At 38.0% G+C, this 17657-nt stretch carries 12 protein-coding genes; 7 read left to right on the top strand and 5 right to left on the bottom strand.

Translation table 11 applies throughout. From position 1 onward, the window contains the following. The first annotated feature begins 109 nt into the window (after positions 1 to 109). The 3 genes from AS4_RS15315 (at position 110) to AS4_RS15325 (ending at position 6734) form a co-directional block, all read left to right on the top strand. On the top strand, positions 110 to 2971 hold the full coding sequence (locus AS4_RS15315; RefSeq protein ID WP_096734744.1) for a sensor domain-containing protein: 2862 nt from the start codon (positions 110 to 112) through the stop codon (positions 2969 to 2971). Between the two features lie 137 nt (positions 2972 to 3108). Then, positions 3109 to 5379, top strand: coding sequence for an NADP-dependent malic enzyme (locus AS4_RS15320; protein ID WP_004717035.1), 2271 nt, complete (start codon positions 3109 to 3111; stop codon positions 5377 to 5379). Between the two features lie 113 nt (positions 5380 to 5492). Continuing rightward, positions 5493 to 6734, top strand: a complete 1242-nt coding sequence (locus tag AS4_RS15325; protein WP_096734745.1) for a multifunctional CCA addition/repair protein — start codon at positions 5493 to 5495, stop codon at positions 6732 to 6734. Between the two features lie 128 nt (positions 6735 to 6862). On the opposite strand, the gene epmA is transcribed toward AS4_RS15325, so the two are convergent. The 3 genes from epmA to sthA form a co-directional block, all read right to left on the bottom strand. Beyond that, positions 6863 to 7837, bottom strand: a complete 975-nt coding sequence (gene epmA / locus AS4_RS15330; protein ID WP_096734746.1) for an EF-P lysine aminoacylase EpmA — start codon at positions 7835 to 7837, stop codon at positions 6863 to 6865. After that, on the bottom strand, positions 7834 to 8901 hold the full coding sequence (locus AS4_RS15335; RefSeq protein ID WP_096734747.1) for a 4-phosphoerythronate dehydrogenase: 1068 nt from the start codon (positions 8899 to 8901) through the stop codon (positions 7834 to 7836). The genes epmA and AS4_RS15335 overlap by 4 nt, the downstream gene beginning before the upstream one ends. Before the next feature lie 139 nt (positions 8902 to 9040). Next, positions 9041 to 10456 carry a Si-specific NAD(P)(+) transhydrogenase gene (sthA, locus tag AS4_RS15340; RefSeq protein ID WP_004717049.1) on the bottom strand — a complete coding sequence of 472 codons (1416 nt, stop codon included), beginning with the start codon at positions 10454 to 10456 and terminating at the stop codon, positions 9041 to 9043. Between the two features lie 202 nt (positions 10457 to 10658). On the opposite strand from sthA, the gene lipA reads away from it, so the two are divergent. After that, positions 10659 to 11672 carry a lipoyl synthase gene (lipA, locus tag AS4_RS15345; protein ID WP_004717052.1) on the top strand — a complete coding sequence of 338 codons (1014 nt, stop codon included), beginning with the start codon at positions 10659 to 10661 and terminating at the stop codon, positions 11670 to 11672. 72 nt (positions 11673 to 11744) lie between these two features. On the opposite strand, the gene AS4_RS15350 is transcribed toward lipA, so the two are convergent. Then, entirely contained in the window at positions 11745 to 12164 is a 420-nt protein-coding gene (locus tag AS4_RS15350; RefSeq protein WP_096734748.1) for a hypothetical protein, read from the bottom strand. Between the two features lie 363 nt (positions 12165 to 12527). On the opposite strand from AS4_RS15350, the gene uraH reads away from it, so the two are divergent. Beyond that, positions 12528 to 12929, top strand: coding sequence for a hydroxyisourate hydrolase (gene uraH / locus AS4_RS15355; RefSeq protein WP_004717057.1), 402 nt, complete (start codon positions 12528 to 12530; stop codon positions 12927 to 12929). Positions 12930 to 13007: 78 nt separating this feature from the next. Here the strand turns inward: uraH and AS4_RS15360 are convergent, their stop codons facing one another. Continuing rightward, positions 13008 to 14711, bottom strand: a complete 1704-nt coding sequence (locus AS4_RS15360; RefSeq protein ID WP_096734749.1) for a M61 family metallopeptidase — start codon at positions 14709 to 14711, stop codon at positions 13008 to 13010. A gap of 178 nt (positions 14712 to 14889) precedes the next feature. On the opposite strand from AS4_RS15360, the gene AS4_RS15365 reads away from it, so the two are divergent. After that, entirely contained in the window at positions 14890 to 16158 is a 1269-nt protein-coding gene (locus AS4_RS15365) for a D-alanyl-D-alanine carboxypeptidase PBP6B (protein WP_096734750.1), read from the top strand. Positions 16159 to 16285: 127 nt separating this feature from the next. Continuing rightward, a complete protein-coding gene (locus tag AS4_RS15370) occupies positions 16286 to 17572 on the top strand; it encodes an NAD(P)/FAD-dependent oxidoreductase (protein WP_004717064.1) in 1287 nt (428 codons plus the stop codon). Positions 17573 to 17657 lie beyond the last annotated feature (85 nt).

Consider the following 17657-nt stretch of genomic DNA (forward strand, 5'->3'; position numbering starts at 1 on the left):
TGGATGATTTCACAGTATTTTAATTCCAAAGAAACTATTAATTAGCAAATTTTAAATAGTTGCTCCGTTAAACCTACACATTCTAAAAATAGCAGAGGTGCAAGCGCTAATGAATGATGTTCAGGAAGAGCTTCTTTCATATGATGTGAATTCGTCGAACATCAGAAAGATAACCAAAGATATCCGGATATTTTTTATTTGGGTATTTTTTACGTGTATCTGTGACGCTTTAATCTATATTTACTTATTTAATACTTCTTCTGAATTATTAAGCGGTTGGTTTATTCTGACTGTTTTATTTATATTATCGGGATTTTTTTCTTCTACCTATCTGTTACAGCAAAATAAAGTCCAAGAATTTAAACATCTTGATCTTTTTTTTCAGTTTTCTTGTTTGATCTTAGGAAGCTTATTTGGGATTGGCGTTTATATCATCAATTTAGAATTTATGATGATGCCAAATGTGGTTGACCCATTTTTTTCATTTCTGTTATCTAGCTTTTTGCTGAGTTTTTCATATGTTTTAGCAATGAATTTTCTCAACCAAAGATTTAGTTATTTTATTGCTTTATTTGTGCCTTCTGCAATTCCGGTGCTCACGCTCCCCCTACTTTTCCCTCAAAATACCAATGAAATCTATAGCACTATTTTCATTGTTTGGTTCTCTTTATTATTCTTTAGCACTTATGCTTCACATAAAATTTATATTAATTCTGAAATATTAGACCTGAAAAATAAGTTTTTATTTAAGCAATCACAAGAACAACTTGCAAATTATAAAGGCTTAGAAATACAACTCAAAAATGAAATCTCAAAAACACAGGTCATGAAAAGTGAATTGCAGTTACATAATCATTTATTAGAACAAAAAGTAAAAGAAAGAATTTTCGATTTTAAACAGATGAATGACCGTTTAGAAAATCATCAGGCCAACTTAGCTTTTGCCCATGAAACCGCGGGTATTCATTCTTGGGTCTGGAATATTGAAAAAAGAACTTTTGAGATTTCCGACTCAAAAAGCGGTGCAGAATTCAAACAACTTAATCTAAAACACAATAGCGTAGATGAATATGTTCATCCTGATGATATTGTCAATTATAAAACCATCCTGAAACAACATCTCAAAGGCAAAACTGAGCGCTTTGAGGCAATCTACCGTGTTAAGCGAGATGGTCAATGGTGCTGGATTCAAGACATTGGCAAAGTGGTTTCTAAGAACATCAATAACAAACCGCTCAGAATGGTGGGAATCCAACGCGACATTCAAAAAGAAAAGACTGACCAAGAAAAGCTAAAACTCGCAGCAAATGTATTAGCTCAAGTGGCTGAAGGTGTTTTCATTTTAGATAATAATTTATGCTACTTAGAAGTGAACCCTTATTTTGAAAAACTCTTAGATTATAAGCAACATAATATCGTTGGAAATCATCTATTTGATATCACGATCAACAATAATTCTCGTACCCAACAGATGTATAACGTGATTACCCAAAGTTTAATTCAAAAGGGAGAATTTGAGTCTGAATTACAGATTGATTTTACCTCTGGGAAAAAACTTGCACTTTGGGTACACATCAATGCAATTTATGATGAAAAAAATAAATTTTCCAACTATGTCGGCATTATTACCGATTTAACTGATCGCAAAAAACAAGAACAACGACTCTCGTATTTAGAACATTATGATATCCTGACCGATTTGCCAAATCGCTTTTATTTCAAACAACAACTGCATAATTATTTAATTCACTATTCTGATTCATTTAAAAATTTTGCGGTTTTACGTATCAACATTGACCGCTTTAAATTATTCAATGAATTTATGAGCCATAAAGAAGGTGATGAATTATTAAAACAAGTTGCTCACAGATTAAGATTATGTTGTCCAAATGCCTCTTTGATCGCTTATTTAAATAATGATGATTTTGCAGTGATCTATAATTTAAGTAGCAATAACATCAATATTCATCAACATACACAACATATTTTAGATGCCTTTAAACAACCTTTTGATGTTAAAGAACAAGAACAAACCATCACCATTTCTATTGGCGTTGCGCTATATCCAGAGCATGGCTTACAGCTCGACAGTCTCAATGGTCATGCAGAATCAGCATTACACGAAGCCAAGCGTTTAGGTGGAAATACCGTATATTTTTATTCAAACAAAAAAACTCCGTTGCTCAATCAAGGGATCAACTTAGAAAACGAATTAAGAAAAGCCATAAAGCACAAAGAACTGACCGTACATTATCAACCTAAAATCTGTGTTAAAACTCAACGTATTTATGGTTTTGAAGCATTAGTCCGTTGGCAACATCCAACTTTGGGTTATATCTTGCCAGATATTTTTATTCCGCTTGCTGAAGAAACCAGCCTCATTTCAGATATTGGTTTAATTGTATTGCATGAAACCTGTAAGCAAATACAACAGTGGCAATCCCTTGGTTTTGATCATTTTAGGGTATCGATTAATATTGTTGCACAACAAATTTACCGCGGACAGTTAGTCAAAGATATCGACTACGCCCTTAAAAAATATAATATTTCAGGTGATATGCTTGAACTGGAACTGACTGAATCGTCTTTGTTTGATAAGTCAGAGGAAGTTAATTTTCTTCTACAACAATTAAAAGATCGCCATATTTCGATTTCTTTGGATGATTTTGGAACAGGCTACTCATCTTTAGCTTATCTAACCAGTTACCCTTTTGATATTTTAAAAATAGATCGTGCTTTTATTTCAAAAATTGGACAAGAAAAAGACGAAGCGATCGTCAATGCGATTATTGCTATGGGCAATGCAATCGGCATTACCTTAGTGGCTGAAGGCGTTGAAACTAAAGAACAAGCGTTATTCTTACAAAAACACGGTTGTTATATTTTACAAGGCTTTTACTTTTCCAAAGCATTGTCATCTGCGGACAGCACAAAATATTTGGAACAGCATAAACTTATAAAGATTTGTTAATTTTTTTAGACTTTATATCTATTACTTTGTTTGAAATAACTATTTTTTGACTGTCGGTATCGCTCAACAAATGTTATATTCGATGAAATTTAGTCAAACCACCAGCCTCGCTGGAACATGTAATAATCGAGATTCAGATGGATGATCAATCTTTAAAACAGCAAGCCCTTTACTATCACGAATTTCCAACACCAGGAAAAATTAGCGTTACGCCAAGTAAGCAACTTGTCAATCAACATGACCTTGCGCTTGCTTACTCACCAGGTGTGGCAGCGCCTTGTTTAGAAATTGAAAAAGACCCTTCAAAAGCAGCGCTTTATACTGCTCGTGGCAACTTGGTTGCAGTGGTCAGTAATGGTACAGCCGTTTTAGGTCTAGGTAATATTGGTCCATTAGCATCTAAGCCTGTAATGGAAGGCAAAGGCGTATTATTTAAAAAGTTTGCTGGTGTAGACGTTTTTGATATTGAAATTGCTGAAAATGATCCTGACAAAATTGTGGATATCGTTGCGGCTTTAGAACCTACTTTTGGTGGTATTAACCTCGAAGATATTAAAGCACCAGAGTGTTTTTATATTGAGCAAAAGCTTCGTGAACGCATGAAAATCCCTGTGTTCCATGATGACCAACACGGTACTTCAATTATCGTAGGTTCAGCCCTTCTCAATGCTTTGCAATTGAATGGCAAAAAAATTGACGAAATCAAAATTGTTGCTTCAGGTGCAGGTGCTGCGGCACTTTCTTGTTTAGACTTGCTGTGTGCAATTGGTGCTAAAAAAGAAAATATCGTGGTTGCTGACTCACGCGGTTTATTGACCACTAAACGTGAAGGCTTGGATGAGTCTAAAAAGCGTTATGTGCAAGATATTGAGGGTACTCAACTTGCAGATGTGATTGCAGATGCAGATATGTTCCTTGGCCTTTCTGCGGCAGGCATTTTAACCAAAGAAATGGTTAAAGTTATGGCGGCTGATCCAATCATCTTTGCATTGGCAAACCCAGATCCAGAGATTTTACCTGAACATGCACATGAAGTACGTCCAGATGTAATCATGGCAACTGGTCGTTCAGATTATCCGAACCAAGTAAACAATGCGCTTTGCTTCCCTTATATCTTCCGTGGTGCGCTAGATGTTGGCGCTACGACGATTAATGAAGAAATGAAAATTGCTTGTGTACATGCAATTGCACGTATGGCACATGTTGAAGCGGATGCCGCATCTTATGGTGAAAAATCTGCATCATTTGGTCGTGATTACTTAATTCCACGCCCACTTGATCAACGCTTAATTCTTGAAATTGCTCCTGCTGTTGCACAAGCTGCAATGGATTCAGGTGTTGCAAGTCGCCCAATTGCGGATTTCTCGGCTTATCGTCAACGTCTATCTGAATTTGTTTATAATTCTGCATTGATGATGAAACCAATTTTTGCACAAGCGAAAACGGCGCCAAAACGTATTGCTTATGCGGAAGGTGAAGATCTTCGTGTATTGCGTGCGATTCAAATCGCAGTTGATGAAGGTTTGGCACAACCTATTCTGGTTGGCCGTACTGCAGTTATTGAAGCGAATATCAAGAAATTAGGTTTACGTCTTGAACATGGTGTAAATATTACCATCGTAGATCAAGAAAAGAATCCTGATTACGATAAGTTTGCAGATGACTATTACAACTTGATGCAACGTAAAGGTGTAACGCCTGAGTATGCACAACGTGAAACACGTCGTCGTTCTACCTTGATCGCAGCAATGTTGGTTCGTCATGGTCTTGCAGATGGTATGCTATGCGGTACTTATGCAAGTTATGATATCCATTTAGACTTTGTAAGAAATGTGATTGGTTTAAAAGAAGGTCGTAATAACTTCTTTACGCTTAATGCATTGATGCTTGAAGATCGCAATATCTTTATGGCAGATACATATGTAAATACTAACCCGACTGCTGAACAGCTAGCTGAAATGACTATTTTAGCGGCTGAAGAAGTTCGTCGTTTCGGTATGACGCCAAAAGTTGCATTACTTTCGCATTCTAGCTTTGGTTCAGATCAAAATGATCCAAGTGCACAAAAAATGCGTAAAGTATTTGAAATCTTGACAGAAATCGCACCTGAATTAGAAGTAGATGGTGAAATGCATGCAGATGCTGCACTTGATGAAAATATTCGTCATTTTGCATTCCCAAATTCACGCTTCAAAGGTTCAGCGAACTTGTTGATTATGCCAAATCTTGATGCGGCAAATATTTCATTCAACTTGTTAAAATCAACATCAGGCAATAATGTGACTATTGGCCCTATCTTGCTTGGTGCTGCTAAACCTGTGCATATTTTAACACCTACAGCGACAACACGTCGTTTAGTTAATATGACAGCTTTAACCGTTGCTGAGATTCAACAAGCTGAAGGCTAAGCTTGAAGTCAATTTAACATCAATACCGCAGAACTTTAGTCAATCACTCAAGTTCTGTACTTGAGAAAACCTCTATTCTGATGCATGATGGCAGTAAGAATAGAGGTTTTTTCATGCAAGTTTATTTAGTAGGCGGTGCCGTTAGAGATCATTTACTCGGTCATCCCTATCACGAAAAGGATTATGTTGTTGTTGGCGCCACGCCAGAGCAACTTCTTGCCCAAGGTTATCAACCCGTTGGGAAAGATTTCCCTGTGTTTTTACATCCCCAAACAAAAGAAGAATATGCCCTAGCCCGTACTGAGCGTAAATCGGGACATGGTTATCATGGATTTGAGTTTTTTACCGATCCAGATGTCACCTTGGAAGAGGATTTAATTCGTCGTGACTTAACCATCAATGCCATTGCAATGGATGAAGCAGGCCAAGTGTATGATCCCTATCATGGACAAGATGATTTAGCACATAAAATCCTACGCCACGTTTCAGACGCTTTTGCAGAAGATCCTTTACGCGTACTGCGTGTGGCTCGTTTTGCTGCTCGTTATGCGCAATACGGTTTTCTTATTGCTGATGAAACACTTGCATTGATGCGTCAACTGGCTGAATCTGGCGAATTAGAAGCACTGACACCTGAACGTGTTTGGAAAGAAACCTCTCGTGCTTTAATGGAACGTCATGCCGATGTTTACTTTGAAGTGTTACGTGAGTGTGGTGCATTAAAAGTGCTCTTTCCTGAAATAGATGCCCTGTTTGGCGTTCCACAACGACCTGAATATCATCCTGAGATTGATTGTGGTATTCATACACTGATGTCTTTACAGCAAGCATGTAAAGCCAATTATTCTTTAGATGTTCGTTTTGCCGTATTGGTACATGACTTGGGCAAAGCTTTAACACCGAAAGATGAATTACCTCGTCATATCATGCATGAAGAACGTGGGATTCAGCCTGTCACAGATGTGTGTGATCGTTTACGTGTGCCCACTCAAACGAAACAGCTTGCTCTAGCCGTGTGTAAAGAACATTTAAAATGTCATCAGGCTTTTACCTTAAAACCAGGCACCTTATGGCGTTTGTTACAGCGTTTAGATGTGCTGCGTCGTCCTGAGCGAGTCGAAGCTTTTGCGCAAGCCTGTGAATGTGATGCTAAAGGCCGTTTAGGCTTAGAAAATCGCGAATACCCACAAGCGCATTACCTATTAGATGCAATGAAAACTGTACGCACGATTAAAGCATCGGATTTACCCCCAGATATTCAAGGTCCTGATATCGGTGAAATGTTGATTCAAAAACGTATTGAAGCGATTGCTGATTTAAAGCATGAGTTAGGTCATCATCATCATACGGTTTAAAAAAACGCCTCTCAGTAATGAGAGGCGTTCTTAGATTTTAGATATCGTATTTTCTTTTAAATAATATCCAATCATTGATTGACCATAGCATGAATAAATATCTATCTATGGTCCAAAACGACATTATATCAAGACACATCCGCAGGAAATGTAATCACCTTTTCCAACTTCATTTGGTTCATTACCACCATTAATAAACGGTCAATTCCCAAAGCAATACCTGCACATTCCGACATATTCGGTAAAGCAGCGAGCAAATACTCATCGATGGGCATCACATGTAAGCCCAGCTTTTCACGCTCTGCATTATCTGCTTGAAAACGACTACGCAAAACCTCAGCATCAATCAACTCATCATAGGCATTGGCAAGTTCTAACCCTTCGATATAGAGCTCAAAACGTGCAGCAACGAACTCACCATCCTCATCCAGTTTGGTCTTTGCCAAAGAGGCCAATTCTGGAGGGAAATCAGTTAAAAATACCGGCGTATCAAAACCTAAACTTGGCTCAACCATATGAGAAAATAACAAATCAATATAGGCTAAACGATCATCACCCAAATCAAGATTGAGCCCTACACGGTGTGCAGCATCTTTTAATTGTTGCAATGTTGCTTGCAGTGGATTCAAGTCCAAACGATCGATAAATGCATGCTTATAACTGAGTACGGTTGGTCGAACTTCACCAAAACGTTCAGCCAAAACCACATTTAATAAATCAGTGACTTCTAACATTAAATCTTTCAAGCTGAATTGCGGACGATACCATTCCAACATGGTAAATTCACTATTGTGCTTACGCCCATGTTCATCATCTCGAAAAACTTTACAAATTTGATAAATCGCACCACTGCCACTCGCCAATAAACGCTTCATGGCAAACTCTGGTGAAGTTTGTAAATAATGCGTTTGTTGTTTGCCATGTAGATGACGCTGAGCCTGTACGGAAGCCAGATGGACATCAGTTACACCTGCTTGAGACAAGATCGGAGTTTCAACCTCTAAAACATCACGCTCAATAAAAAATTGGCGAATTTGTCTATAGAGTTTTGCTCGTGCTTTAAGCGCCTGAATATCACATGTTGGTTTAAAATCTATGCTCATGCTTTTGGCCCTCCATGAGCAGCCCATTCACGGCGCAAAGGATAAGTTTTACGAAGGTAATCAAAGGCTTTTTGATCCACCTTGCCGTCCTTTAAGCAATCTCTTAAATTTTCATCGTCTCGCTGAATATTGTAAATTTCAGCTAAGTATTTTTTTAGCGTTTGTTTAATGTTATTGCCATAAAAATATTGTTCACATGCCGGTAATTGTGATTCAAATTTCTTATGTGCGGTATAGGCAAATGTTTTACAAAATGCGTCATAAATCATCTGAGTACCACGTGCTTTACCTTCCAGACTGTAACCCGCAATATGTGGCGTCACGATTGTAATTAAATCCAATAGACGTTGTGAAATCTCAGGCTCATGTTCAAATACATCCAACACCACTTTACGACGTGTTTTTAAGATATCTGCCATTAATGCCGCTTCTTCAACAACAGCACCACGCGCTGAATTAATTAAGATGGTTTCTGGCTGCATCAGCGCCAATGCATCAGCATTGATTAAATGATGTGTTGCAAACGGCCCTGTTTGGGTTAAAGGCACATGTATGCTGATCGCATCGGCTTTCTTTAATAAAGCGTTAAATTCAACTTGCTGAACATTTTCTCGTTGTACCAAGGGATCATAGCCAATGACATTCCAGCCCAACAACTGAGCCATATATGCTAATCGTGTTCCCACATTGCCTAGACCAATAATGCCTAAAGTAAACTTTTTCCCTAAATCTAGAAAATCCTGATTGAGATGCAGTAAAGCCGTGATGACATATTCTGCAACGGCTTGTGCATTGCAACCAGCTGCATTTGACCATGCGATTTGGTGCTTTTCTAATGCTGAAATATCTAAATGGTCTGTCCCTATGGTTGCACTACCAACAAATTTTAGTGCTGTATCTTGGACCAACTGTTCATTGACTTTTGTTATAGAGCGTACCAATAACGCATCTGCATCATTCACATCATGATGAGTCAAATTGCGTCCTGCTGCTTGATGAATGGTTCCGAATTCTGAAAAGAAATATTCAGTAAATGCTAGATTTTCATCTGCAACAATTTTCATAGCGTCATCCACAAGTTTAACTGCCGCTATGATAAACCTTTGAACCACTTAAGACTATGCAGTTCACACATCAAATCTTTTAAATATGGCATAAAAAACCCGCAAGATGACTTACGGGTTTTTAATTCTGAATATTTGTTTAGAACAAGCGATTCATACCATTCAATGTTGCAACACGATAGGCTTCTGCCATTGTTGGATAGTTAAATGTCGTTTCAACAAAATACTTAATGGTATTGTTTCCACTTTGCATCACCGCCTGTCCAATATGGATAATTTCAGCCGCATTATTACCGAAACAATGCACACCTAATAATTCTAAGGTATCACGATGGAATAACAGTTTAAGTTCACCAACTGTATCTCCTGTAATTTGCGCACGTGCCAAATGACGGAATGATGCTTGTCCAACTTCATATGGAATTTTTTCAGCAGTTAACTGACTTTCAGTTTTACCAAAGAATGAAATTTCAGGGATGGTATAAATCCCCGTTGGAATGTCTTTCACTGGCTTAACATTTTCTTCGCCGCTCATATTTGAACCAGCGCAACGACCTTGGTCATATGCTGCAGAAGCGAGGGATGGCCAACCCACAACATCACCTGCCGCATAGATATTTTCAACTTCGGTTTGATATTGATCATTTACCGCAAGTTGCCCACGGCTGTTTGGTGTAATACCTACATTTTCAAGGCCTAAACCATCGGTATTTCCTGAACGGCCATTACACCACAAAATCGCATCAGCTTTAATTTTTTTACCGCTTTGCAAATACAAGACCACATGATCATCAAACGTTTCTAAATGATCAATTTGCTCATTGTGACGCATCAACACGCCTTGTTCACGTAAGTGATAAGACAACGCATCTGCAATTTCATCATCGAGATAACTGAGCAGCTGATGCTGTGTATTGATCAAGTCAACTTTATGGTCTAAACCAATAAAGATAGATGCATATTCACAACCAATTACACCTGCGCCATAAATAATAATTTTATGAATTGGATAATCCAGATCTAAAATTTTATCTGAATCAAATACACGCGGATGATTAAAGTCTAAACCTTGTGGGTGATAAGGACGGCTACCTGTGGCAACCACAAGCTGTTTGAAAACTAACGTTTCTTTAACACCATCTTCGCTAAAAATAATCACCGTATTTTTATCTTGGATATATGCGCGACCGTGAAATACATCGATATGGTTACGGTCATAAAAACGTGAATGTGTATCAACTTGCTGTTGAATCACTTTATGCGCATTACGCAAAACTTGCTTCATAGTGAATTGTTTCCAATCCCCTACTTTTTTAAACATTGGATCACGTTGGTAACGGATAATACTTGAAACTGTCTGACGTAAAGCCTTACTTGGGATGGTGCCGACATGGGTACAGTTACCACCAAGTTGCTCACGAATATCTACAATTGCAACACGCTTACCCGATTTAGCAAGCTTCATTGCCGCGCCTTCACCAGCAGGACCAGAGCCAAGTACGACCGCATCGTATTTCACAAATTTCCCACTAACGACTTCTTTCTTACGTGGCATTCAAAGCTCCTTATAGTAAATTCAGTCTATATCTTGTCTTATGCAATATTATGACCTAAACCAAAACAATTTTCTGTATTTCGCATGCATATATTCTGTGATAACGACATTTAGTATATGAATAGTGTTTTTGCCCTATCTTTTTGCATTTCCGCTATAATGAGCATAATCTCCCCCGTAGAAAACAGTGGAAAAGTTGAATATGTCAGAGAACCGTAAACCAGAACAGGGTGTCAAATTACGTGGCGCGGAAAAAGTTGCTCGTATACCTGTAAAAGTTATTCCCACGGTTGAAGCACCACGAAAGCCGGACTGGATTCGTGTCAAAATGGCTGCGCCTGATGAAGTTCAACGAATCAAAACCACTTTACGTGCACAAAAATTACATACTGTGTGTGAAGAAGCAGCTTGTCCTAACCTTCCAGAATGTTTCGGTGGTGGTACTGCAACCTTTATGATCATGGGTGATATTTGTACCCGTCGCTGCCCGTTCTGCGATGTTGCACATGGTCGTCCAAATGCACTTGATCCTGATGAACCTCGTCATATGGCAGAAACCATCGCCAATCTCGGTTTAAAGTATGCAGTGATTACCTCTGTAGACCGTGATGATCTTTTAGATGGTGGTGCGCAACATTTCGTTGATTGTATTCAAGAAGCGCGTCAACTCAGTCCAAAAACATTATTAGAAATATTGGTTCCAGATTTCCGTGGTCGTATGGATATTGCACTACGTATCATGACTGAATGTCCACCAGATGTATTTAACCATAACATCGAAACAGTACCTCGCCTCTATAAAGCGATGCGTCCGGGTTCAGACTATCAACATTCTTTAAACTTATTAAAAATGTTTAAAGAATACTGCCCTGATGTGCCAACAAAATGTGGTTTGATGGTGGGTATTGGTGAAACCGAAGAAGAAGTGATTGCTCTGTTAGATGATCTACATGCACACGGTGTTGATTATGTGACAATTGGTCAATACTTACAGCCTTCTAAAGAACATGCACCAATTGACCGTTTTGTCACACCAGAAGAATTTGAGCGTTATACTGCACATGGTCACAAGCTTGGTTTCAGAAATATCTGGGCTGCTCCAATGGTTCGTTCAAGCTATTTTGCAGATCGTCAATATTATGGTGAACCTGTTCCAGTGGTACGTCGTAAAGTTGATCCTGCGAAAAAAATTGCGGTACAAGCCATCGAAGCTTAAGTCATCGTTCACAAATTTAAGCGTCAAAAAAGCACTCAAAATTGAGTGCTTTTTTACAGATATTTTTGATCTTTAACGACACTTCCCTGTAGTTTTACCTTCAATACTGCTCATATTGCTTTGTAGTTTCGTCAGTGTAGAACATTGTAAATTTCCTGAAATCATGGATTTATTTAAACTCAATGTTGACGAAACCTGACCTGCAAGCACATCCCCCTCAACAGAAGAATTGACTAACTTTAATACTTTGGCTGTATTGGCTTGCACATTTCCACTCACTGAAGAATTATTTAAAATCAAACTTCCACCATTGAGTACATTCACATTTCCATCAACAGATGTACTATTTAAAGTACATGTTGCACCTGCTGGGACAGTTAAGTTTGCCACAGCATTATTGCTAATTGTACTTGAACAATTTGCAGCAAATACAAGTGGAGCTACGCCTAAACCACATGCAATTGTGATGAGCTTTAAGAAACGCTTTTTCATTGACATTACCCTTTTGTATTATGAATTCAAAATTTAAAATAAATTTATTGTTGGATGATTCTAAAATATACAGTTAGAAAGTTTAATGACAAATATGTTGATTTCTTTTAACTGGGAATCATGAATTTAAAAATAGATGACGCTTTAGCTTATTTACCTCGTTTTATTGTTGTTGCAGATTTGGGTTGAAATAAATCATTGCCAATTTATCTATTATTTTAATTATCTATCTTATTGTTAAATGAATATTATTTTATTTTTCGTACATCGTTAAATTTTAACGATTAATATAATTTTACATTTTTTTAACGGCAACACTTCAACTTAACCTTAACATAGTGATTTTAGTCTTAGTAAAAATTGATGATGAAAAAATTAACTTTAGCTATTTCAGCAACCCTATTTTCTGGGCTTTGCTTTGCCCAAAACCCATTAAGCGTACATGTATTAAATCTTGAAAATGGCTTACCTTCAAGCAATGTTAAAGTCATTCTTGAAGCGCAACAAAAAGATAAATGGGTAAAAATTAATGAAGGAAGCACTGATAGTAATGGGCGAATTTCATCCTTATACCCTGAAAACAAAGTATTAGATAAAGGTGTCTATAAGGTTACTTTTCAAACAGGTGAATGGTTTAAACAAAATAACCAACGTGCTTTTTTCCCAGAAGTTCCTGTGGTTTTTGTGATTGATGGAAGTCTCGAACATTACCATATCCCACTGTTGATTAGCCCTTATGGATATTCAACATATCGTGGTAATTGATTGACCATACCACGTTAAATTTTAGGCATAAAAAACCGATGTTTTTTTAACATCGGTTTTTCTTGCTACACAATTTAATTAAGCCTTTAACCATTTCTCAGCTTTGGCTTGATCTAATACAGTTAACTCAACCGTAGTCAACGCAACTTCGCCGCCTTGCAGCTCAAATTGCAAAAACTCATCGCGACGGAATGCATAAACCGTAAATTGACCTTGCTGTTTTGCATATTGGTTTAAAAGTTTTTCAGACGCTTTTAAACCATCAATCGCAATGATCACATCATTGGCAGACAGACCTGCTTTTGCGCCAGCACCATCACGACGCGCTTGCTGAATGATGACACCCTCAGCTTTTTCAGCAACTTTCAAACCAAATGGAAGTGCTTTTTCATTCTGCAAGCTATAGCTCAAACCAAATTCAGGAAACAATTGATCCAGTGGTAATTCATCTGTGGTATTAATCAAATGATTAATCTGCTCGATCCAATTATCGCCAGTCAGTTCGTTACACAATTCGACAATCGTACGCTCATTGACTTGCACGCCCTTTTGGGTATTTTCATACAAACGGCGCATTAACGCATCCAAACTAGAACCACGTAAACGTAGACCCAAATCTAAACTGAGTGCAACCAAACAGCCTTTATTGTAATAACTGGTTCCAGCATTATTTGAGTTTTCATCCTGACGATAAAATTTAATCCAAGCGTCAAAACTAGATTCTGAAACGGATTGAATAAAACGTCCCGGATTCTGTAGATAACGATCAATTTGCCCTTTTAGCAACTTTAAATAAGATGCTTGAGAAATCACACCACTACGATACAGAATCAAATCATCATAATAAGAGGTGAAACCTTCAAAAATCCATAACAGTGAGGTGTAGCCTTCCTGATCTAAATCGTAATTTGCAAAATTTTCAGGGCGAATAAATTTAACCAACCACGAATGAAAATATTCATGACTACACAATCCAAGGAAGCGTTGATAATCCGCAGAAGGCTCTACAGGTTCATTTGCTTTAGGAAAATCATCACGTGGCGAAATCAGGCTGGTACTATTCGGATGCTCTAAACCACCATAACTATTGCCAGTTGCCATGGTCATAAAAGTATAGTTTTCAAAAGGTGCTGAACCAAACATTGAAATTTCTGTACTACAGATTTTTTCAAGGTCTTGCTTCATACGCGCTGCATTCATTGTATGCTGACCAGAAACCACAAATTCATGTGGAATCCCGTTCGCTTCAAAACTAAAACGGGTTTGATCCGCCAATTCAAATGGTGCATCAATCAATTGTGCATAATTGTTGGCTTTTAAGGTATAGCGCCCTTTTACTAGGCTTCTTGATTCTAAACCTGTGGCAATTTGAAAATGCTTTAATTCTTCAGGTAAAAATACTTCAACTTCGATTGCTGATTCTTCTTGGTCTTGCAACCCTAGGCAGACACAAGCAGGATTGACATATAAACGGGTTTGATCGACATATGCACCACGTACCGAAAGGTCATAGGCATAAACATCATATTCAACAGTAATCAGTTCATGATCGGTGTTATATAAACGCCATTTATTTTTTTCAAACTTATTAATTTGTAGTTGACGACCTGCTTCATCATAGGCTTTCACAGATTCGATATGTTTAGAAAATTCACGGATCAAATAGCTACCAGGAATCCATGTAGGAAGTGACAAAACTTGAGTAGGGTTCGCCAGAAAGCGCAATGTGACATGAATGAGGTGCTGACGGTAATCGTCAAATTCAATCTGATAATGCAACATAAATATATATTCGAAAATAGACAGTGAGAAATTACCAATTAGATTAGCATTTTTTTACAAAGTCAGGCGATTTTAGTCGCAATTGTCTACGATTCTGACTAGCGAAGAGTGCAAAAAAGGCATAGCATTCGCAAAGTTTATGCACTCTTGCCATAGGATTGGCTTAAAGGTAAATCTGTTGAAAATTCTTGCTTCTTTTATCGCGATAACTGGCTTGGTTTGCTCCACGTTTGTTAACGCCGCTTTACTTAATATTAATCCGCAATCTGTTGAAGCTGAAGCTTGGACAATATTAGATACACAATCGGGTCAAACCATTGCTGAATATAATAGTCATGTACAGCGTGCGCCAGCATCCATGACCAAAATGATGGTCGCCTATATTGCGTTGAAAGAACTCAAAGCAGGTCATATCAAAAAAGAAGAGATTATTACTGCAACCCCTGTAGTTCAGATCGTGCAATGGGATGAATCTCAAATGTACCTGAAGCAAGGTGAGCAAATCTCAATTGACCAACTTCTTGCTGGATTGATTGTGATGTCTGCCAATGATGCAGCAGTAACGCTGGCAGAACGTATCTCAGGTAGCGTACCTGCATTTGTTGCTCGTATGAACCAAGAAGCACAAGCCTTAGGAATGAAGGATACTCATTTTGCCAACCCTCCTGGCATTACCATGCCTGATCATTTTTCGTCAGCACATGATATGGCGATCTTAGGTCAAGCAGTGACATCACAAACCCCTGAATATATGCATTATTCAGTGATGCCAAGTTTTAGTTATAACCAACATTTTCATCATGCCACCAACCTTGTTTTAAAGTCTGATCCAAGTGTAGATGGTTTAAAAACAGGTTTTACCAAAGCAGCCGGCTATAACTTAGCACTGACAGCGCATCGTCCTTCTGCTATTACAGAGTCTCCTGATCGTCGTTTAATTGTGGTGGTGATGGGTGCAAAAAGTGCAGTTAAACGCGCGGAAATTGCACATAAACTGTTAAACTTGGGCTATGCCTACACCCGTGATGAAGTCGCAATTAAAGACAAACAATTGATTGCTGAGCTTCCTGTAGTTAAATCCACCTTAAAAATGTTTAAGGTTGAAGCAAAAAAACCTCAACTCATTACCACATCTTTATATAACGATGCGACACCAATTGATTTAGCGACTTTTGATGTTGTAAATAGTCGTATCATGAAATCTGAGGCAAATGGTCTCTTGGCAGCAGTTGAACCGCTTACAACAACTCAAACCCATTTGAATGTTGAACTGAATGAGACATCACTTACCGCACCTTTAGAAAAGATCATGCATTTGGCAAAAGTGAATGTTTACCAAAACAATCAACTAATTCAAAGTTTTGATATTGAAGATGAAGTGCATATCGAACAAGCCTCTTGGTTTGAACGTTTAATGGAATGGATCAAATCAATTTTTGGGATTTAATTAAAACCAACCAATTTAGTTAGATTTATTATAATTATGTAACCTGTAATACAAAAAAAACCTAAACAATTAAATAGAATGGCATATTTATGCCATTCTATTTTCATAACAACAATTTAGGTTTTCTATGTCAAATCTACATCATATCGTGATTGTTGGTGGTGGCGCTGGTGGTTTAGAACTGGTGACACAACTCGGTGATACGCTTGGAAAGAGTAAAAAAGCCAAAATCACCCTTGTTGACCAAAAACTCACCCATATCTGGAAACCATTGCTGCATGAAATTGCAGCTGGCACCATGAACCCAAGTGATGAAGAAACCAATTATTATGCGCATGCAGCCAAGCATCACTATGAATTTGTCCTGGGCCGTTTTGAACATTTAGATCGTGATAACAAAACCATCGAGCTTAGCAAAACCCAAACCAGTAAATATGAATCCAATCAAGAGCAAATCACACTGCATTATGACACCTTAATTCTGGCAGTCGGCTCAGTCTCCAATGACTTTAATACGCCTGGGGTTAAAGAGTTTTGTCATTATCTCGACAGTCGCCAACAAGCAGAAGTCTTCCAACAGGACTTACTGCACTTGTATTTAGATGCTCAAAATAAAAATATTGATCGTGAATTACACATTGCCGTGATTGGTGCAGGCGCAACAGGTGTTGAACTTTCAGCTGAGTTGGTTCAAGCCAAACAGAACTTTTATAAATATGGTTTAAATAAAATTAACCCAAACAATGTCAAAATTACTTTGGTTGAAGGCGCTGATCGTATCTTACCTGCACTTTCTGAAAAAATGGCTGAGCATGCCACACAGCAATTACAACGAATGAAAATAGATGTATTAACGGGCAAACGTGTTGAAAAAGTAGATGCTGAAAAAGTCTATTTTAGTGATGGCACATCCGTAGAAGCACAATTAAAAGTTTGGGCAGCAGGGATAAAAACCCCTAAAGTGATTGCCAATTTAGCAGGCTTTGAAAAAGATCGCATGGGGCGTTTAAACGTATACGCAACCTTACAGACTCAGGCTGATCCAAACATTTTTGCCTTTGGTGATTGCGCCCACTGTATTTTAGATGCAAGAGAAGCACCACTTGGTCCACGTGCACAAGTCGCAAGTCAACAAGCTTCGTTTCTAGTAGATGCAATGAATGCACGCATCAAAGGACGACCACAGCCAATGTTCCAGTTCGCAGACAAAGGCTCACTGGTATCACTCAGTGAAAATAAAGCGGTCGGTGAACTACTTGGTCAGGTCAATGTTCAAGGTTTCGTGGCAAAATCGATGTATGTGTCTTTATATCGTATTCATCAAGCGACGATATATGGCTATGCTCATGCAGGCTTGTTAACGGCTAAAGATTTTGTTACACGAAAAATCGCGCCAAAAATAAAATTGCATTGAAATTTAAATTTTTGCCCATATTTATGAAAAAATGGTCAAAATACAGATGAAAATGCAATTTTTTAGTAATTTTAGTCTACAAAAA

The sequence above is a fragment of the Acinetobacter guillouiae genome, from assembly GCF_002370525.2.
Classification (GTDB): Bacteria; Pseudomonadota; Gammaproteobacteria; order Pseudomonadales; family Moraxellaceae; genus Acinetobacter; species Acinetobacter guillouiae.